Annotated in this window: 14 protein-coding genes; 12 read left to right on the forward strand and 2 right to left on the reverse strand. The window is 58.6% G+C overall.

Annotation, left to right across the window (positions count from 1 at the left end; genetic code table 11):
• Positions 1-75: 75 nt before the first annotated feature.
• A complete protein-coding gene (locus QR290_RS09520; protein ID WP_289204780.1) occupies positions 76-1,671 on the reverse strand; it encodes a beta (1-6) glucans synthase in 1,596 nt (531 codons plus the stop codon).
• Positions 1,672-1,958: 287 nt separating this feature from the next.
• Here QR290_RS09520 and QR290_RS09525 point away from each other — a divergent pair, with 287 nt between their 5' ends.
• The 3 genes from QR290_RS09525 (at position 1,959) to QR290_RS09535 (ending at position 5,006) form a co-directional block, all read left to right on the forward strand.
• The gene (locus tag QR290_RS09525; protein WP_115077037.1) at positions 1,959-2,810 is read left to right on the forward strand and encodes a glycine betaine ABC transporter substrate-binding protein; all 852 of its coding nucleotides are present in this window, start codon (positions 1,959-1,961) and stop codon (positions 2,808-2,810) included.
• Between the two features lie 229 nt (positions 2,811-3,039).
• Positions 3,040-3,351 carry a DUF485 domain-containing protein gene (locus QR290_RS09530; protein WP_085682951.1) on the forward strand — a complete coding sequence of 104 codons (312 nt, stop codon included), beginning with the start codon at positions 3,040-3,042 and terminating at the stop codon, positions 3,349-3,351.
• The gene (locus QR290_RS09535) at positions 3,348-5,006 is read left to right on the forward strand and encodes a cation acetate symporter (RefSeq protein WP_007959309.1); all 1,659 of its coding nucleotides are present in this window, start codon (positions 3,348-3,350) and stop codon (positions 5,004-5,006) included. The genes QR290_RS09530 and QR290_RS09535 overlap by 4 nt, the downstream gene beginning before the upstream one ends.
• A gap of 857 nt (positions 5,007-5,863) precedes the next feature.
• Here QR290_RS09535 and gltA read toward each other — a convergent pair.
• Entirely contained in the window at positions 5,864-7,153 is a 1,290-nt protein-coding gene (gltA, locus tag QR290_RS09540) for a citrate synthase (protein ID WP_007959044.1), read from the reverse strand.
• Between the two features lie 364 nt (positions 7,154-7,517).
• Here gltA and sdhC point away from each other — a divergent pair, with 364 nt between their 5' ends.
• The 9 genes from sdhC (at position 7,518) to sucD (ending at position 19,034) form a co-directional block, all read left to right on the forward strand.
• Positions 7,518-7,892 carry a succinate dehydrogenase, cytochrome b556 subunit gene (gene sdhC, locus QR290_RS09545; RefSeq protein WP_011333113.1) on the forward strand — a complete coding sequence of 125 codons (375 nt, stop codon included), beginning with the start codon at positions 7,518-7,520 and terminating at the stop codon, positions 7,890-7,892.
• Complete coding sequence (sdhD, locus tag QR290_RS09550; protein ID WP_007977503.1) at positions 7,886-8,254, forward strand: succinate dehydrogenase, hydrophobic membrane anchor protein; 369 nt, start codon at positions 7,886-7,888, stop codon at positions 8,252-8,254. Before sdhC ends, sdhD begins: the two co-directional genes overlap by 7 nt.
• A 3-nt stretch (positions 8,255-8,257) precedes the next feature.
• The gene (sdhA, locus tag QR290_RS09555) at positions 8,258-10,030 is read left to right on the forward strand and encodes a succinate dehydrogenase flavoprotein subunit (protein WP_011333114.1); all 1,773 of its coding nucleotides are present in this window, start codon (positions 8,258-8,260) and stop codon (positions 10,028-10,030) included.
• Positions 10,031-10,041: 11 nt separating this feature from the next.
• Positions 10,042-10,746 (forward strand): succinate dehydrogenase iron-sulfur subunit, encoded by a 705-nt coding sequence (locus tag QR290_RS09560; protein ID WP_007959035.1) that lies wholly within the window; start codon positions 10,042-10,044, stop codon positions 10,744-10,746.
• Between the two features lie 253 nt (positions 10,747-10,999).
• Positions 11,000-13,831, forward strand: coding sequence for a 2-oxoglutarate dehydrogenase E1 component (locus tag QR290_RS09565; RefSeq protein ID WP_289204781.1), 2,832 nt, complete (start codon positions 11,000-11,002; stop codon positions 13,829-13,831).
• 42 nt (positions 13,832-13,873) lie between these two features.
• Positions 13,874-15,109 carry a 2-oxoglutarate dehydrogenase complex dihydrolipoyllysine-residue succinyltransferase gene (odhB, locus tag QR290_RS09570; protein ID WP_289204782.1) on the forward strand — a complete coding sequence of 412 codons (1,236 nt, stop codon included), beginning with the start codon at positions 13,874-13,876 and terminating at the stop codon, positions 15,107-15,109.
• Between the two features lie 97 nt (positions 15,110-15,206).
• Entirely contained in the window at positions 15,207-16,643 is a 1,437-nt protein-coding gene (gene lpdA, locus QR290_RS09575) for a dihydrolipoyl dehydrogenase (protein WP_207985446.1), read from the forward strand.
• 340 nt (positions 16,644-16,983) lie between these two features.
• Complete coding sequence (gene sucC / locus QR290_RS09580) at positions 16,984-18,150, forward strand: ADP-forming succinate--CoA ligase subunit beta (RefSeq protein ID WP_007959029.1); 1,167 nt, start codon at positions 16,984-16,986, stop codon at positions 18,148-18,150.
• Positions 18,150-19,034 (forward strand): succinate--CoA ligase subunit alpha, encoded by an 885-nt coding sequence (gene sucD / locus QR290_RS09585; protein ID WP_011333119.1) that lies wholly within the window; start codon positions 18,150-18,152, stop codon positions 19,032-19,034. Before sucC ends, sucD begins: the two co-directional genes overlap by 1 nt.
• Positions 19,035-19,138: the final 104 nt, after the last annotated feature.

Consider the following 19,138-nt stretch of genomic DNA (forward strand, 5'->3'; position numbering starts at 1 on the left):
CAAGTTGGTACATTAGGGGGGAGCGCAAATCCTGTTCTCCAGGCTGGAGACAGGATTTGCGTGCAGTCCTGAATATCAGTTCTTGCGAACCCGCAGGCAGCGCCATAGTGCAGCCACCATCAACACGCTGACCAGCGCCCAGCCCCACGCCTGCTGATTCTGCAATTCTTCTCGGAACAACTGCGGCGCAATGCCGGCGCCGATGATGAAGGTCAGCAGGGCGATCTCCCGACGGGCCACGGGCACTGGACGGCACAGGTAAACCAGCGCCGGCAGAATGAGCGCCACGCTCGGAAAGCTGCGGTAGCGCGGATCGAACACCAGTTCCAGCATCATCACCGCAGCGGCGAAACCGGCTGCAGCGACCAGCCAGCCGGCCCGTCGCTCGAAAGCGTTGAACGCCCGTTCACGCCAGCCATTGCGGGCGCTCAAGGTCAGCGCGGCATGGGCCAGCACCAACAGATTCAGAGCCGTCAGCAATCCAACCCACAGCCATTCGCTGGCAAACCGCGTGGTCACCCGCGCCAGATCACCCCAAGCGCCGATCGAGCAGGCGGCGAGGGCGCCGAGCAGCGGCAGGATCAGTGCCGAACGCGTCGTGCGAGCCCGGCCGCCCAGCAGCAGTGTTCCGAGGAAAATCAGCCCACCGACCGCCAGCCACTGCGACCAGTACGGCACGTTCGACACCGGACCGGCCAACACGCCCTTGTCCTGGCGATCCGCATCGAACAGCCCCCAGTAACCGCCGACCGCACCTTCGCTGCCGCGCTTCCACGGCTGGTCGAACGCTTCGATCAAGTTGTAGCGCCAGCCTTCCTGTTCGGCGAGGGTGACAAAACCACGAATGAACTTGGCTTCGTTGACCCGGCTCGGCAGGGCGGTCTCACGCTGGCGGCCTTCGCTCGGCCAGCCGGTTTCGCCGATCATCACGTCCTTGGGCGCGAACTTGTTGCCGAACACCTGACGCACTTGCGCTACATGATGCAGCGCGGCGTCGATGTTCGACGGATCGTCTTCCCAGTACGGCAGCAAGTGAATGGTCAGGAAATCCACCGCCGGCGCGACTTCCGGGTGCTTGAGCCAGAACTCCCAGACATCCGCATAGGTGACTGGCTGCTTGATGTGGCTCTTGACCTTGTTGATCAGCTTCGCCAGTTGCGCGCCGGTCACTTCCTTGCGAAGCAAGGCTTCGTTGCCGACGATCACGGCGCTGACCACATCCGGGTTGGCGTTGGCCGAGGCGATCAGCAGATCGACTTCTTTTTCGGTGTCCACCGGGTTGCTGTTGACCCACGCGCCGATCATCAACTTCAAGCCGTGCTTGCGCGCCAGCTCCGGCAGCGCTTCGAGGCCGGTCATCGAGTAGGTGCGGATGCATTCGAAGCGGGTGGCGAGCAGGGCGAGGTCGGCGTCCATGCGCTCCGGGCGCAGTTTGAACGGCACGTCGAACGGCGACTGGTCCTTGTCGAACGGGGTGTAGGAGGCGCATTGCAGCTTGTGGGTCGGGGTGGCGACGTCCGGCAGGATCACCGGTTTGCCGAGGCCGTACCAGAAGCCGCACAGGGCAAACAGCCCGAGCAGGCAGGCGAACAGATAAGGAAGAAAGGGGAAGCGGGAGGTCGCGGACATGGTCAGGCCGAGTGGCTGCAAAGCGACGCATGTTACCTGCATTTATAAGCAGGTTGGTGGCCCGCACGATTTTGACATGCAAAGTTCGGGCGGATTGTCTGGCGCCAAATATCCGGAGGCAGTTAATGGCTTTCTGATGTCGTTTCTCGCTGCCTTGAGGTCGCTGACAGAGCAGGTCGCTGCGTGCGTCAGGTTGATGATCGGACTCATCAGTACTCCGCTGATGATCTAACGAGTTTGCGGTCAGGCGTGATGGGGGCGCTGTGCACCATAACAATACGTTGACGATGCCCGGCATCCGTCGGGCGCAGCATTTCGGGGAAGTAACGATGAAGATGCGACGACTTTTAGGCGCAGGTGCCGCTCTGGTGCTTGCGATGGGCTCCACACTCGCCAGTGCTGAAACCAAGACCCTGAACATCGGTTACGTTGACGGCTGGTCCGACAGCGTCGCGACCACCCACGTGGCGGCCGAAGTGATCAAACAGAAACTCGGCTACGACGTGAAACTGCAAGCCGTCGCCACCGGCATCATGTGGCAGGGCGTTGCCACCGGCAAACTCGACGCCATGCTCTCAGCCTGGCTGCCCGTGACCCACGGCGAATACTGGGCCAAGAACAAGGATCAGGTCGTCGATTACGGCCCGAACTTCAAGGACGCGAAAATCGGTCTGATCGTGCCGGAGTACGTCAAGGCCAAGACCATCGAAGACCTGAAAACCGACGACTCCTTCAAGAAACGCATCGTCGGCATCGACGCCGGTTCAGGCGTAATGCTCAAGACCGATCAGGCGATCAAGGATTACGACCTGACCGGTTATCAACTCAAGGCCAGTTCCGGCGCCGGCATGATTGCCGAGCTGACCCGCGCCGAGAAGAAAAACGAATCCATCGCCGTCACCGGCTGGGTGCCGCACTGGATGTTCGCCAAGTGGAAACTGCGCTTCCTCGACGACCCGAAAGGTGTGTACGGCGCGGCTGAGACCGTGAACAGCATCGGCAGCAAGGAACTGGCGACCAAGGCGCCGGAAGTGGCCAAGTTCCTGAAGAACTTCCAGTGGGCTTCGAAAGACGAAATCGGCGAAGTCATGCTGGCAATTCAGGACGGTGCAAAACCTGACGCAGCGGCCAAGGATTGGGTGGCCAAGCACCCGGAGCGTGTTGCCGACTGGACCAAGTAATTCAAGCCGAAGCGTCTAACCTGCGCTTCCCAGGGCCGCCCGACATGACAGTCGGGCGGCCTTTTTTGTTTGCCCTCTATTAATAGGCAGCGTTGGCCGTTTCAGCTCGTCTGGAAATTGGCAAAAACGTCATGGCGTTCTACTACTAAGGTCGTCTGGAACCCGGCTCGCAGCCGCATACAGTGGATATGTTCCAAAAATAAAAATCTGTGCTGCGAGGATAAAAACAATGAACGACAGCATTTACCTCTCGATTCAGAACAGCCCGCGCTTCAAGGAGCTGGTCAAGAAAAGAGAAAGGTTCGCCTGGATACTCTCGGCGATCATGCTCGGGCTCTACTCCGGCTTCATCCTTCTGATCGCGTACGGGCCGCAAGTGCTCGGGACGAAAATCAGTGCCGAATCATCCATCACCTGGGGCATCCCGATCGGTGTCGGACTGATTGTCTCGGCCTTCATCCTGACCGGCATCTACGTGCGCCGCGCCAATGGCGAGTTCGACGACCTGAACAACGCGATTCTCAAGGAGGCTCAGCAATGATCCGGCGTCTACTGGCTCTTTTGAGCATCGCAGCGTTCGCTCCAGCCGTCTGGGCCGCTGACGCCCTGACCGGCGAAGTCCACAAACAACCACTCAACGTTTCCGCGATCGTCATGTTCGTGGCGTTCGTTGGCGCGACCCTGTGCATCACTTACTGGGCGTCCAAGCGCAACAACTCGGCGGCCGACTACTATGCGGCGGGCGGCAAAATCACCGGTTTCCAGAATGGTCTGGCGATTGCCGGTGACTACATGTCGGCGGCGTCCTTTCTGGGTATTTCCGCGCTGGTGTTCACCTCCGGCTACGATGGCCTGATCTACTCGATCGGCTTCCTGGTGGGCTGGCCGATCATTCTGTTCCTGATCGCCGAGCGTCTGCGTAACCTGGGTAAATACACTTTTGCCGACGTGGCGTCCTACCGCCTCGGGCAAACCCAGATTCGCACCCTGTCTGCCTGCGGTTCGCTGGTGGTGGTGGCGTTCTACCTGATCGCGCAAATGGTCGGTGCCGGCAAGCTGATCCAGCTGCTGTTCGGTCTCGACTACCACGTTGCGGTGATTCTGGTCGGTATCCTGATGTGCCTGTACGTGCTGTTCGGCGGCATGCTGGCGACCACCTGGGTACAGATCATCAAGGCAGTGCTGTTGCTGTCCGGTGCCTCGTTCATGGCGCTGATGGTGATGAAGCACGTCAACTTCGACTTCAACACCCTGTTCTCCGAAGCCATCAAGGTTCACGCCAAGGGTGAAGCGATCATGAGCCCGGGCGGTCTGGTAAAAGATCCGATCTCGGCGTTCTCCCTGGGTCTGGCGCTGATGTTCGGTACCGCCGGCCTGCCGCACATCCTGATGCGCTTCTTCACTGTCAGCGACGCGAAAGAAGCCCGTAAAAGCGTGCTGTACGCGACCGGTTTCATTGGCTACTTCTACATCCTGACCTTCATCATCGGCTTCGGCGCAATTCTGCTGGTCAGCACCAACCCGGCCTTTAAAGATGCAGCGGGCGCTCTGCTCGGCGGCAACAACATGGCGGCGGTGCACCTGGCCAACGCCGTGGGCGGCAGCGTGTTCCTCGGCTTCATCTCGGCGGTGGCGTTCGCGACCATTCTGGCAGTAGTGGCCGGCCTGACCCTGGCCGGTGCTTCGGCGGTGTCTCACGACCTGTACGCCAGCGTGATCAAGAAGGGCAAGGCCAACGAGAAGGATGAGATCCGCGTTTCGAAGATCACCACCATCGCGCTTGGCGTTCTGGCCATCGGCCTGGGCATCCTGTTCGAAAGCCAGAACATTGCGTTCATGGTTGGACTGGCGTTCTCCATCGCGGCAAGCTGCAACTTCCCGGTGCTGCTGCTTTCGATGTACTGGAAGAAGCTGACCACCCGTGGTGCCATGATTGGCGGCTGGTTGGGTCTGGTGAGTGCGGTGGGTCTGATGATTCTTGGCCCGACCATCTGGGTGCAGATTCTGCATCATGAGAAGGCGATTTTCCCTTACGAGTATCCGGCGTTGTTCTCGATGATCATTGCGTTTATCGGGATCTGGTTCTTCTCCGTTACCGATAAGTCGGCGGCGGCTGAGAACGAGCGTGCGGCGTTCTTCCCGCAGTTTGTGCGTTCGCAGACTGGGTTGGGGGCTAGTGGGGCGGTTTCGCACTGAGGCTTTTTGTGTAGGTTAGGTTGAATGGAAAATGCCCTGGTCGAGAGATTGGGGCATTTTTTTGTGGGCGGTTATCGGATGTTCTTGGGGATTGGGTGTATATCCGTTGCTGCGGTAACGGCTTCTAATGGTTCCGCTCTTACAGCGGGTCACTTTTGGCAAACGCCCCAAAAGTAACCAAAAAGTCTAGGCCCCGGCGTTCGGCACCTCGCTTTGGCTCGGTGTTCCTTCGTTCCGGGATTGATCCGGGGGCATCGCCTACGGTTTGCTTCGCTGCACCTCCTCTCGATGTGTTTGGCTTCGCCAAACGGTCGCTGCGCTCCCACCCCGGATCAATCCCTCCACTCAGCCTGCCGAAGGGGCCAAAAGATCAAAAGCTTTTCTCGAGCTTACGCTCATCGTGGTGAGTGGTGAGTGGTGAGTGGTGAGTGGTGAGTGGCTCTTGATCTGGCTTTTGCTCTGGCTCTGGCTCTGGCTTTTGATTTTTTTGCCCCTTCGGCAGGCCGAGCGGAGGTGTCCATCAGGGGGGGAGGCGCGTAGCGCCGTGCGGCGAAGCCGCATACATCGAGAGGAGGTGCAGCGAAGCAAACCGTAGGCGATGCCCCCTGATGGACACCGTAGCGAGGGAACACTGAGCCTAGGCGAAGTGCCGTACGCCGGGGCAAAGCCTTTTGCTTACTTTTCGGCGTTTGGAAAAGTGAGTCGCTGTAAGAGCGAAACCGCCAGCGGCAGCACCCGAAGCAACGGATATACACCCAATCCAAAGATCGCAAAAAAACCGCAAAAACAAAAAACGGCCCCCATTCACATGGAGGCCGTTCCCGGTACAACGCTAAGACGCTATCGCAAGACAGCTCTTATTTGCGGTCTTCCAGCTTGGTGATATCCCGCGACTCATAACCCGTGTAAAGCTGGCGCGGACGGCCAATCTTGTACGGGCTGGAGAGCATTTCCTTCCAGTGCGAAATCCAGCCGACAGTACGTGCCAGGGCGAAAATCACAGTGAACATGCTGGTCGGAATGCCGATCGCCTTGAGGATGATCCCCGAGTAGAAGTCGACGTTCGGGTACAGCGAGCGCTCGATGAAGTACGGATCGGTCAGGGCGATCTCTTCCAGGCGCATGGCCAGTTCGAGTTGCGGATCGTTCTGGATGCCCAGTTCCTTCAACACTTCGTCGCAGGTCTGCTTCATTACAGTCGCGCGAGGGTCGCGGTTCTTGTAGACGCGGTGACCGAAGCCCATCAGCTTGAACGGATCGTTCTTGTCCTTGGCCTTGGCGATGAACTTGTCGATGTTCGAAACATCGCCGATTTCATCGAGCATGGTCAGCACGGCTTCGTTCGCACCGCCGTGGGCAGGGCCCCACAGTGCGGCGATGCCAGCGGCGATACAGGCGAACGGGTTGGCACCCGAAGAGCCCGCCAGACGCACGGTAGAGGTCGAAGCGTTCTGCTCGTGGTCGGCGTGGAGGATGAAGATCCGGTCCATGGCCTTGGCGAGCACCGGGCTGATCGGTTTGATCTCGCACGGGGTGTTGAACATCATGTGCAGGAAGTTTTCCGCGTACGACAGGTCGTTGCGCGGGTACATCATGGGTTGGCCCATGGAGTACTTGTAAACCATCGCGGCCAGGGTCGGCATCTTGGCAACCAGGCGGATCGCGGAGATTTCGCGATGCTGCGGGTTATTGATGTCGAGGGAGTCGTGGTAGAAGGCCGAGAGGGCGCCGACTACGCCACACATGACGGCCATCGGGTGGGCGTCACGGCGGAAGCCGTTGAAGAAGGTTTTCAGCTGCTCGTGAACCATGGTGTGGTTCTTCACGGTGCCGACGAACTGGGCCTTTTGCTCTGCAGTCGGCAGTTCGCCGTTCAGCAGCAGGTAGCAGGTTTCCAGGTAGTCCGACTTTTCAGCCAGCTGTTCGATCGGGTAGCCGCGGTGCAGCAGGATGCCGTTGTCGCCGTCGATATAGGTGATCTTCGATTCGCAGGAAGCGGTCGACATGAAACCGGGGTCGAAAGTGAAGCGGCCCGTGGCCGTCAGGCCCCGAACATCGATAACATCGGGACCAACGGTGCCGGTTAAAATGGGCAGCTCGACGGGGGCTGCGCCCTCGATGATCAACTGCGCTTTTTTGTCAGCCATGTGGCCTCCTATTTATGCTTGAAATCATCAGACAGACCCCCCACGCAGGGCCCGCACCACTATAGTGAGATAAATTCGAATGTCAATTTGCCTAAAGTCTTGCTCCAGAAGGCTTTAACCGTACTTTTTCCTCGAAATTGCCTGCCATTTACGCCTTTTATACGACTTGTGCAATCCGCTATTGGGGGTAGGCGATTGCGTTGTCATTAGTAGCCTAACTGTCTATACTCGGCGACCGACCGCCAAGGGCTTTTGGGCTTGCTTTCATTGGGGGTCGCATCCCTGGGTGGTGGTTACCTGACCAGTGCACTCCCCAACAACTTTGCCCTGATTGTTAGGGGCTCTTCAGTGTGAAAAAAAAGCCGTGAAAAGCCAACGACCTGTAAACCTAGACCTAAGGACCATCAAACTCCCCATCACCGGCGTTACGTCGTTTCTTCACCGTGTTTCCGGCATCATCCTCTTCCTGGGCCTTGGCATCATGCTTTATGCATTGGGCAAATCCCTGGGTTCCGAGGAAGGTTATGTCGAGGTGAAGGCATGCTTGACCAGCCCGCTGGCCAAGTTCGTAGCATGGGGCCTCCTGTCCGCTCTTCTGTATCACCTGGTTGCCGGTGTGCGCCACTTGATCATGGACATGGGCATCGGTGAGACGCTGGAAGGCGGCCGCCTGGGCTCGAAACTGATCATCGCCGTTTCCGTGGTGCTGATCGTTCTGGCAGGAGTTTGGATATGGTAACCAGCGTTACAAACCTTTCGCGTTCGGGCCTCTATGACTGGATGGCACAACGTGTGTCTGCGGTCGTTCTCGCGGCTTATTTCATTTTCCTGATCGGCTACCTCGCCGCGAACCCGGGCATTGGCTACGACCAATGGCACGGCCTGTTCGCCCACAACGGAATGCGTATCTTCAGTCTGCTGGCACTGGTTGCCCTGGGCGCTCACGCCTGGGTCGGCATGTGGACCATCGCGACCGACTACCTGACGCCAATGGCGCTGGGCAAGTCCGCGACTGCAGTACGTTTCCTTTTCCAGGCAGTATGCGGCGTCGCGATGTTCGCTTACTTCGTCTGGGGTGTGCAGATTCTCTGGGGTATCTGATTCATGGCTAACATTCCAACGATTTCTTTCGACGCCATCATTATTGGTGGCGGCGGTGCCGGCATGCGCGCAGCGCTGCAACTGGCACAGGGCGGTCACAAGACTGCCGTGATCACCAAGGTTTTCCCGACCCGTTCGCACACTGTGTCCGCACAGGGCGGCATCACCTGCGCCATCGCTTCGGCCGACCCGAACGATGACTGGCGCTGGCACATGTACGATACCGTTAAGGGTTCCGACTACATCGGTGACCAGGACGCTATCGAATACATGTGTCAGGAAGGCCCGGCTGCCGTTTTCGAACTGGACCACATGGGTCTGCCGTTCTCGCGTACCGAGCAAGGCCGTATCTACCAGCGTCCGTTCGGCGGTCAGTCGAAGGATTACGGTAAAGGCGGGCAGGCTGCCCGTACCTGCGCCGCTTCCGACCGTACCGGTCACGCGCTGCTGCACACCCTTTATCAGGGCAACCTGAAAGCCGGTACCACGTTCCTGAACGAGTACTACGCTGTCGACCTGGTGAAAAACCAGGAAGGCGAATTCGTCGGTGTGATCGCAATCTGCATCGAAACCGGCGAAACCACCTACATCCGCGCCAAAGCCACCGTACTGGCTACCGGCGGTGCAGGTCGTATCTATGCATCCACCACCAACGCCCTGATCAACACCGGTGACGGCGTCGGCATGGCTCTGCGTGCTGGCGTGCCGGTACAAGACATCGAAATGTGGCAGTTCCACCCGACCGGCATCGCCGGCGCCGGTGTACTGGTTACCGAAGGTTGCCGTGGTGAAGGTGGTTACCTGATCAACAAGCACGGCGAGCGTTTCATGGAGCGTTATGCTCCGAACGCCAAAGACCTTGCCGGTCGTGACGTGGTTGCCCGTTCGATGGTTAAGGAAATCATCGCCGGCAACGGTTGCGGTCCGAATGGCGACCACGTAATGCTCAAACTCGACCACCTGGGCGAGGAAGTGCTGCACAGCCGTCTGCCAGGCATCTGCGAACTGTCGAAGACTTTCGCACACGTTGACCCGGTGGTTGCTCCGGTTCCGGTTGTTCCGACTTGCCACTACATGATGGGCGGCGTTGCCACCAACATTCATGGCCAGGCAATCACCCAGGACGCCGAAGGCGTGGATCAGATCATCCCTGGTCTGTTCGCGGTAGGTGAAGTGGCTTGCGTATCGGTTCACGGTGCCAACCGTCTGGGCGGCAACTCGCTGCTCGACCTGGTGGTATTCGGCCGCGCTGCCGGCCTGCACCTGGAGAAAGCGCTGACCGACGGCATCGAATACGACGACGCTACCGAAGCCGACATCGAAGCTGCCCTGGCGCGTCTGAACGCCCTGAACAACCGTACCGACGGCGAAGACGTCGCTACCCTGCGTCGCGAGCTGCAAAGCTGCATGCAGAACTACTTCGGTGTATTCCGTACTGGCGAATACATGCAGAAGGGTATTGCCCAGCTGGCAGATCTGCGCAAGCGCATCGCGAACGTGAAGATCAACGACAAGTCGCAGGCGTTCAACACTGCACGTATCGAAGCGCTGGAACTGCAAAACCTGCTGGAAGTGGCTGAAGCTACCGCCATCGCTGCCGAAGTACGTAAAGAGTCCCGCGGTGCTCACGCCCGTGAAGACTTCGAAGACCGTGACGACGAAAACTGGCTGTGCCACACCCTGTACTTCCCGGGTGAGAAACGCGTTGCCAAGCGTGCCGTGAACTTCTCGCCGAAGACTGTTCCGACTTTCGAACCTAAAGTCCGGACTTATTAAGGGTGATCGCCATGTTGCAAGTCAGTGTTTATCGTTACAACCCTGATCAGGACGCTGCGCCGTTCATGCAGGAATTCCAGGTTGATACCGGTGGTAAAGACCTGATGGTGCTGGACGTGCTGGCCCTGATCAAAGAGCAGGACGAGGGTTTCTCCTATCGTCGCTCCTGCCGTGAAGGCGTCTGCGGCTCCGACGGCATGAACATCAACGGCAAGAACGGCCTGGCGTGCATCACGCCGCTGTCCGCTGTCGTAAAAGGTAACAAGCTGATCGTTCGTCCGCTGCCAGGTTTGCCGGTTATCCGTGACCTGGTTGTCGATATGAGCATCTTCTACAAGCAATACGAGAAGGTTAAGCCATTCCTGCAGAACGACACGCCGGCTCCGGCCATCGAGCGTCTGCAGTCCCCTGAAGAGCGTGAAAAGCTCGACGGTCTGTACGAGTGCATCCTGTGCGCTTGCTGCTCGACTTCTTGCCCGTCCTTCTGGTGGAACCCGGACAAGTTCCTGGGTCCAGCTGCCCTGCTGCAAGCGTACCGCTTCCTGGCAGACAGCCGTGATACCAAGACGTCCGAGCGTCTGGCGTCCCTCGATGACCCGTTCAGCGTCTTCCGCTGCCGGGGCATCATGAACTGCGTCAACGTATGTCCGAAAGGCCTGAACCCGACTAAGGCCATCGGTCACATCCGTAACATGCTGCTTTCGAGCGGCGTGTGATTCAGCTGCTGTAACCGCTGTACCCGTAGAGGGCTTAGGCGCGGGCTTCAACCCGCGCCATGGCTATAACCAGAGCAGCAGCCATAAGCTGCGGCTCTTATTTTGAAGAAATGAGACAAGCAGGGGCATCCGGGCTGGTACCCGGACTATCAGTGTGATCCTAAGTGGCTTGTTTTGGTCGCTGCATTCGGACTTCTGCAAGCTTGCTCGGTGTCGACACCGATGGTGTTCCCCTAACCGAGGGTGACCAAGCATGCAAGAAAGCGTGATGCAGCGCATGTGGAACAGCGCCCACCTTTCAGGTGGAAACGCTGCCTATGTGGAAGAGCTCTACGAGCTCTACCTGCACGACCCTAACGCTGTGCCAGAAGAGTGGCGCACCTACTTTCAGAAGCTGCCTGCCGACGGCAGCTCTGCCACAGATGTTTCGCACTCCACAATTCGCGATCATTTCGTGCTGCTGGCAAAGAACCAGCGCCGCGCCCAACCGGTTTCCGCCGGCAGCGTGAGCAGTGAGCACGAGAAGAAGCAAGTTGAAGTGCTGCGATTGATCCAGGCCTACCGTATGCGTGGCCACCAGGCAGCCCAGCTTGACCCGCTGGGGCTGTGGCAGCGTCCTGCACCTGCAGACCTGTCGATCAATCACTACGGCTTGACCAATGCCGATCTTGATACGACCTTCCGTGCCGGCGACCTGTTCATCGGCAAAGAGGAAGCGAGCCTACGCGAAATTCACGAAGCGTTGCAGCAGACATATTGCCGCACCATCGGCGCTGAATTTACGCACATCACCGATTCCGAGCAGCGCCAGTGGTTCCAGCAGCGTCTGGAAAGCGTACGTGGCCGTCCGGAATATTCCGCCGACATCAAGAGCCACCTGCTCGAGCGCGTGACGGCCGGTGAAGGCCTGGAAAAATACCTGGGAACCAAATACCCGGGCACCAAGCGTTTCGGTCTGGAAGGCGGCGAAAGCCTGATTCCGATGCTCGACGAACTGATCCAGCGTTCCGGTTCCTACGGCACCAAGGAAGTCGTCATCGGCATGGCCCACCGTGGCCGTCTGAACGTACTGGTCAACACCTTCGGCAAGAACCCGCGCGAGCTGTTCGACGAGTTCGAAGGCAAGAAGAAGGTCGAGCTGGGTTCCGGTGACGTTAAATACCACCAGGGCTTCTCGTCCAACGTAATGACCACCGGCGGTGAAGTTCACCTGGCCATGGCGTTCAACCCGTCCCACCTGGAAATCGTTTCCCCGGTGGTCGAGGGTTCGGTTCGCGCCCGTCAGGATCGTCGCAACGACCCTACCGGTGAGAAGGTTCTGCCGATCTCCATCCACGGTGACGCGGCATTCGCCGGTCAAGGCGTGGTGATGGAAACCTTCCAGATGTCGCAGACCCGCGGTTTCAAGACCGGCGGTACCGTGCACATCGTGATCAACAACCAGGTTGGTTTCACCATCAGCAACCCGCTGGACTCGCGTTCCACCGAGTACGCGACCGACGTTGCGAAAATGATCCAGGCGCCGATCCTCCATGTGAATGGTGATGATCCGGAAGCCGTATTGTTCGTGACCCAGCTGGCCATCGACTACCGCATGCAGTTCAAGCGTGACGTGGTGATCGACCTGGTCTGCTACCGTCGTCGCGGCCACAACGAGGCCGACGAGCCAAGCGGCACCCAGCCTCTGATGTATCAGCAGATCACCAAGCAGCGCACCACCCGTGAGCTGTACGCTGATCGTCTGACCCAGGCCGGTGTACTGGACGCAGAGCGAGTTCAGGCGAAAGTCGACGAATACCGCAACGCGCTGGACAACGGTCTGCACGTAGTGAAATCGCTGGTCAAAGAGCCGAACAAAGAACTGTTCGTGGACTGGCGTCCGTATCTGGGCCACGCCTGGACTGCGCGTCACGACACTCGCTTCGACCTCAAGACCCTGCAGGAACTGTCCGCCAAGCTGCTGGAAATTCCGGAAGGCTTCGTGGTTCAGCGTCAGGTCGCGAAGATCTATGAAGACCGTCAGAAGATGCAAGCCGGCGGCCTGCCGATCAACTGGGGTTACGCCGAAACCATGGCGTACGCGACCCTGGCGTTCGAAGGTCACCCGATCCGCATGACCGGTCAGGACATCGGCCGCGGTACGTTCTCGCACCGTCACGCTGTGCTGCACAACCAGAAAGATGCCGGTACCTACATTCCGCTCAAGCATCTGTATGAAGGTCAGCCACGCTTCGACCTGTACGACTCGTTCCTGTCGGAAGAAGCCGTACTGGCGTTCGAATACGGTTACTCGACCACCACGCCAAACGCGCTGGTGATCTGGGAAGCCCAGTTCGGCGACTTCGCCAACGGTGCACAGGTCGTTATCGACCAGTTCATCACCAGCGGCGAGCACAAGTGGGGCCGTCTCTGCGGTCTGACCATGCTGCTGCCACACGGCTACGAAGGTCAGGGCCCTGAGCACAGCTCGGCGCGTCTTGAGCGTTACCTGCAGCTGTGCGCCGAGCACAACATTCAGGTGTGCATGCCGACCACCCCGGCCCAGATCTACCACTTGCTGCGCCGTCAGGTGATTCGCCCGCTGCGCAAGCCATTGGTCGTTCTGACTCCAAAGTCGCTGCTGCGCCACAAACTGGCCATCTCGACCCTGGAAGATCTGGCCGAAGGTTCGTTCCAGACCGTTATCCCGGAAATCGATGCACTGGACCCGAAAAAGGTTGAGCGCGTTGTTCTGTGCAGCGGCAAGGTCTACTACGACCTGCTGGAAAAACGTCGTGCCGAAGGCCGCGAAGATATCGCCATCGTGCGTATCGAGCAGCTGTACCCGTTCCCTGAGGACGACTTGAAAGAAGTCCTGGCTCCTTACACCAACGCCAAAGCGGCCGTGTGGTGTCAGGAAGAGCCGATGAACCAGGGCGCCTGGTACTGCAGTCAGCACCATCTGCGTCGCAGCATCAGCAACCTCAACAAATCTCTCGTACTCGAGTACGCGGGCCGTGAGGCTTCTGCTGCACCAGCATGTGGTTACGCATCGATGCACGCCGAGCAGCAGGAACAACTGCTGCAAGACGCGTTTACCGTTTAACGCCTTCGCGCACCTGAAACCGAATTTAAGGAACCACAGATAATGGCTATCGAGATCAAAGCCCCCACTTTCCCGGAATCGGTTGCCGATGGCACCGTTGCCACCTGGCACAAACAACCGGGCGACGCCGTCAAGCGTGACGAACTGATCGTCGACATCGAAACCGACAAAGTCGTACTGGAAGTGCTGGCTACCGCCGACGGCGTGCTGGGCGCAATCGTCAAGGGCGAGGGCGAAACCGTCCTGTCCGACGAAGTCCTGGGCTCCATCGTTGAAGGCGGCGCTGCTGCCGCCGCTCCGGCTGCCGCCGCTCCGGCTGCCGCTGCTGCTCCGGCCGCTGCTGCCGCTGCTCCAGCCGCTGATGGCGAAGACGACCCGATCGCAGCGCCTGCCGCGCGCAAGCTGGCTGAAGAGAACGGCATCAACATCGCTTCCGTTGCCGGCACTGGCAAAGGCGGTCGCGTGACCAAGGAAGACGTGGTTGCAGCCGTTGCTGCCAAGAAAGCCGCTCCGGCTGCCGCGCCTGCCAAGGCTGCTGCTCCGGCCGCCGCCGCTCCTGTGTTCGCCGCTGGCGACCGCATCGAGAAGCGCGTTCCGATGACCCGCGTTCGTGCCACCGTTGCCAAGCGTCTGGTTGAAGCTCAATCGAACATGGCGATGCTGACCACTTTCAACGAAGTCGACATGACCGAAGTCATGGCCCTGCGTTCGAAGTACAAGGACCTGTTCGAGAAGTCCCACAACGGCGTACGCCTGGGCTTCATGTCGTTCTTCGTGAAGGCTGCCACCGAAGCGCTGAAGCGCTTCCCTGCGGTCAACGCTTCGATCGACGGCAACGACATCGTTTACCACGGTTATGCCGACATCGGCGTCGCTGTTTCCAGCGACCGTGGCCTGGTGGTTCCGGTTCTGCGTAACGCCGAACACATGAGCCTGGCTGAAATCGAAGGCGGCATCGCCACCTTCGGCAAGAAAGCCCGTGACGGCAAACTGTCGATGGACGAAATGACCGGCGGTACCTTCACCATCACCAACGGTGGTACCTTCGGTTCGATGATGTCGACCCCGATCGTCAACCCGCCGCAGGCAGCGATTCTGGGCATGCACAACATCATCCAGCGTCCGATGGCCATCAACGGTCAGGTCGTGATCCGTCCGATGATGTACCTGGCACTGTCCTACGATCACCGTCTGATCGATGGCAAAGAAGCTGTAACCTTCCTGGTGACCATCAAGAACCTGCTGGAAGATCCGGCTCGTCTGTTGCTGGATATCTGATAGAAGCAGCTGCAAGCTTCGAGCAACAAGCCGCAAGAAAGGGCGGCTTGGCTTGAGGCTTGTGGCTTGAAGCTTTTCGCTAAAGAGGATTTTTTGAATGTCGCAGAAATTTGACGTAGTAGTGATCGGTGCGGGCCCTGGCGGCTACGTGGCAGCTATCAAGGCCGCGCAACTCGGCCTGAGCACTGCCTGCATCGAGAAGTACACCGATGCTGAAGGCAAGCAAGCCCTGGGCGGCACCTGCCTGAACGTAGGCTGCATTCCTTCCAAGGCGCTGCTGGACAGCTCCTGGAAATACAAGGAAGCGAAAGAAAGCTTCAACGTCCACGGTATCTCGACCGGCGAAGTCAAAATGGACGTCGCTGCGATGGTTGGCCGCAAGGCTGGCATCGTCAAGAACCTGACCGGCGGTGTTGCCACCCTGTTCAAGGCCAACGGCGTAACTTCGATCCAGGGCCACGGCAAACTGCTGGCCGGCAAGAAAGTCGAAGTCACCAAGCCGGACGGCTCGGTTGAAGTCATCGAAGCCGAAAACGTCATCCTGGCTCCAGGCTCGCGTCCGATCGACATTCCACCGGCTCCGGTCGATCAGAAAGTCATCGTCGATTCGACTGGCGCTCTGGAATTCCAATCCGTACCTAAACGTCTGGGCGTGATCGGCGCTGGCGTGATCGGTCTGGAACTGGGTTCGGTCTGGTCGCGTCTGGGCTCTGAAGTGGTTGTTCTGGAAGCTCTGGACACCTTCCTGATGGCAGCGGACACCGCTGTTTCCAAGGAAGCGCTGAAAACCCTGACCAAACAAGGTCTGGACATCAAGCTGGGCGCTCGCGTAACCGGCTCGAAAGTGAACGGCGAAGAAGTCGTTGTGAACTACACCGACGCCAACGGCGAACAGACCATCACTTTCGACAAGCTGATCGTAGCCGTTGGTCGCCGTCCGGTGACCACTGATCTGCTGGCTGCCGACAGCGGCGTGACCCTGGACGAGCGCGGTTTCGTGCACGTTGACGATCACTGCGCCACCACCGTACCGGGCGTTTACGCTATCGGTGACGTGGTTCGCGGCATGATGCTGGCTCACAAGGCCTCGGAAGAGGGCATCATGGTTGTCGAGCGCATCAAGGGCCACAAGGCCCAGATGAACTATGACCTGATCCCTTCGGTTATTTATACTCACCCGGAAATCGCATGGGTCGGTAAAACCGAGCAGGCCTTGAAAGCTGAAGGCGTTGAAGTTAACGTCGGCACCTTCCCGTTCGCAGCATCCGGCCGTGCCATGGCCGCCAACGATACCGGTGGTTTCGTCAAGGTCATCGCCGATGCCAAGACTGACCGCGTATTGGGCGTGCACGTGATTGGCCCGAGCGCTGCAGAACTGGTTCAGCAGGGCGCGATCGGTATGGAATTCGGCACCAGCGCTGAAGACCTGGGCATGATGGTTTTCTCCCATCCGACCCTGTCTGAAGCCTTGCACGAAGCAGCTTTGGCAGTGAATGGCGGCGCCATCCACATTGCCAACCGCAAGAAGCGTTGAGGGCTTTGTGAAAGCGTAGCGAGCGACGGAAAGACAAGGCAAAAACAGGCGAGAAAGCGGAGTTGACGTCAGTCAATGAGCATTTCGAGCCTGTTTTTAACGCAGTATTTCCTAGCGCAGCAGCTTTCACATGTCCGAAAGAGACAATAAGAAACCACGGCGGTGTCGGCCCGTCGTGAGCCTTGCGTGCAAGACTCACCGCGGAATGTCCGCTGGACGCAGCCTTGCGTAGCTGCACCGGGAATCCGGAAAGGCTACGCAAGCAGCAGTCACAGGTGGCGCGGCACTCATAAAGAGCGCAGCGCCGAATGCGCAGTACCTAACGAAGACGGTAAAAAGCATGAATCTTCACGAGTATCAGGGTAAGCAGCTGTTCGCTGAATACGGCCTGCCAGTTTCCACTGGTTTCGCAGTAGACACCCCGGAAGCAGCAGCAGAAGCTTGCGACAAAATCGGCGGCAACGAGTGGGTTGTCAAAGCCCAGGTTCACGCCGGTGGTCGCGGTAAAGCGGGCGGCGTCAAGCTGGTTCGCAGCAAAGAAGACGCCAAAGCCTTCGCACAGCAGTGGCTGGGCAAGCGTCTGGTGACTTACCAGACTGACGCCAACGGCCAGCCAGTCACCAAGATCCTGGTTGAATCGTGCACTGATATCGCTAAAGAGCTGTACCTGGGCGCTGTCGTTGACCGTTCGAGCCGTCGCATCGTGTTCATGGCTTCCACCGAAGGTGGCGTGGACATCGAGAAAATCGCTCACGACACTCCAGAAAAAATTCTGAAAGCCACTATCGATCCACTGGTTGGCGCTCAGCCATTCCAGGGTCGCGAGCTGGCATTCCAGCTGGGTCTGGAAGGCAAGCAGGTTGCTCAGTTCGCCAAGATCTTCGTAGGTCTGGCCAAGCTGTTCAAGGATCACGACCTGGCTCTGCTGGAAGTGAACCCGCTGGTGATCAAGGCTGACGGCGATCTGCACTGCCTGGACGCCAAGATCAACATCGACGCCAACGCAATGTACCGTCAGCCTAAGCTGAAGACTTTCCACGATCCGTCGCAGGACGATCCGCGCGAAGCGCACGCTGCCAAGTTCGAACTGAACTACGTAGCACTGGAAGGCAACATCGGCTGCATGGTGAACGGTGCCGGCCTGGCCATGGGTACCATGGACATCGTCAACCTGCACGGCGGCAAGCCAGCCAACTTCCTCGACGTAGGTGGTGGTGCTACCAAAGAACGCGTAACCGAAGCTTTCAAAATCATTCTGTCCGACAGCAATGTCGCTGCAGTACTGGTTAACATCTTCGGCGGCATCGTTCGTTGCGACATGATTGCCGAAGGCATCATTGGTGCAGTGAAAGAAGTCGGCGTGAAAATCCCGGTTGTTGTTCGTCTTGAAGGCAACAACGCTGAACTGGGCGCTAAAGTACTGGCAGAAAGCGGTTTGAACATCATCGCTGCTACCAGCCTGACCGACGCTGCTCAACAAGTCGTTAAAGCTGCGGAGGGCAAGTAATGAGCGTCCTGATCAATAAAGACACCAAAGTAATCTGCCAGGGCTTCACCGGTGCGCAGGGTACTTTCCACTCCGAACAAGCCATTGCCTACGGCACCAAAATGGTTGGCGGCGTGACTCCAGGCAAAGGTGGCACCACTCACCTGAACCTGCCTGTGTTCAACACCGTGAAAGAAGCTGTAGAAGCCACTGGCGCCACCGCCAGCGTGATCTACGTTCCGGCTCCTTTCTGCAAGGACTCGATCCTGGAAGCAGCTTTCGGCGGCATCAAGCTGATCGTCTGCATCACCGAAGGCATTCCTACCCTGGACATGCTGGACGCGAAAGTTAAGTGCGACGAGCTGGGTGTTACCCTGATCGGCCCTAACTGCCCAGGCGTGATCACTCCGGGCGAGTGCAAGATCGGCATCATGCCAGGTCACATCCACTTGCCAGGCAAGGTCGGTATCGTTTCCCGTTCCGGCACCCTGACCTACGAAGCTGTGAAGCAGACTACTGACGCCGGTTTCGGTCAGTCGACTTGCGTCGGCATCGGTGGTGACCCGATCCCGGGTTCGAACTTCATCGACATCCTGAAGCTGTTCCAGGAAGACCCGAAGACCGAAGCGATCGTCATGATCGGCGAGATCGGCGGTTCGGCTGAAGAAGAAGCGGCTGCCTACATCAAGGCCAACGTTACCAAGCCGGTTGTTTCCTACATCGCTGGTGTGACTGCTCCTCCGGGCAAGCGCATGGGCCATGCTGGCGCAATCATCTCCGGCGGCAAAGGCACTGCAGACGAGAAATTCGCTGCTCTGCAAGACGCAGGCGTGAAAACCGTGCGTTCGCTGGCAGACATCGGCAAGGCCCTGGCCGAGCTGACTGGCTGGGAAGTGAAGAAGTAAGCTTCGGCTGACTTCTTAGCTACAGCAACAAAGGCCACCTTCGGGTGGCCTTTGTCGTTTCTGGCGTTCGGCTGGACGATGGCAATTTATAAGCACTCACCCAA

The organism is Pseudomonas fluorescens (assembly GCF_030344995.1).
In the GTDB taxonomy this organism is placed as follows: Bacteria; Pseudomonadota; Gammaproteobacteria; order Pseudomonadales; family Pseudomonadaceae; genus Aquipseudomonas; species Aquipseudomonas fluorescens_BF.

Bases quoted from the DNA above. Each gene is read 5' to 3' on its own strand.
- lpdA (WP_207985446.1), top strand. From the start codon at position 15,207: ATGTCGCAGAAATTTGACGTAGTAGTGATCGGTGCGGGCCCTGGCGGC.
- odhB (WP_289204782.1), top strand. From the start codon at position 13,874: ATGGCTATCGAGATCAAAGCCCCCACTTTCCCGGAATCGGTTGCCGAT.
- sucC (WP_007959029.1), top strand. From the start codon at position 16,984: ATGAATCTTCACGAGTATCAGGGTAAGCAGCTGTTCGCTGAATACGGC.
- QR290_RS09525 (WP_115077037.1), top strand. From the start codon at position 1,959: ATGAAGATGCGACGACTTTTAGGCGCAGGTGCCGCTCTGGTGCTTGCG.
- QR290_RS09560 (WP_007959035.1), top strand. From the start codon at position 10,042: ATGTTGCAAGTCAGTGTTTATCGTTACAACCCTGATCAGGACGCTGCG.
- sdhD (WP_007977503.1), top strand. From the start codon at position 7,886: ATGGTAACCAGCGTTACAAACCTTTCGCGTTCGGGCCTCTATGACTGG.
- QR290_RS09565 (WP_289204781.1), top strand. From the start codon at position 11,000: ATGCAAGAAAGCGTGATGCAGCGCATGTGGAACAGCGCCCACCTTTCA.
- QR290_RS09520 (WP_289204780.1), bottom strand. From the start codon at position 1,671: ATGCAGGTAACATGCGTCGCTTTGCAGCCACTCGGCCTGACCATGTCC.
- gltA (WP_007959044.1), bottom strand. From the start codon at position 7,153: ATGGCTGACAAAAAAGCGCAGTTGATCATCGAGGGCGCAGCCCCCGTC.
- QR290_RS09535 (WP_007959309.1), top strand. From the start codon at position 3,348: ATGATCCGGCGTCTACTGGCTCTTTTGAGCATCGCAGCGTTCGCTCCA.
- QR290_RS09530 (WP_085682951.1), top strand. From the start codon at position 3,040: ATGAACGACAGCATTTACCTCTCGATTCAGAACAGCCCGCGCTTCAAG.
- sucD (WP_011333119.1), top strand. From the start codon at position 18,150: ATGAGCGTCCTGATCAATAAAGACACCAAAGTAATCTGCCAGGGCTTC.
- sdhA (WP_011333114.1), top strand. From the start codon at position 8,258: ATGGCTAACATTCCAACGATTTCTTTCGACGCCATCATTATTGGTGGC.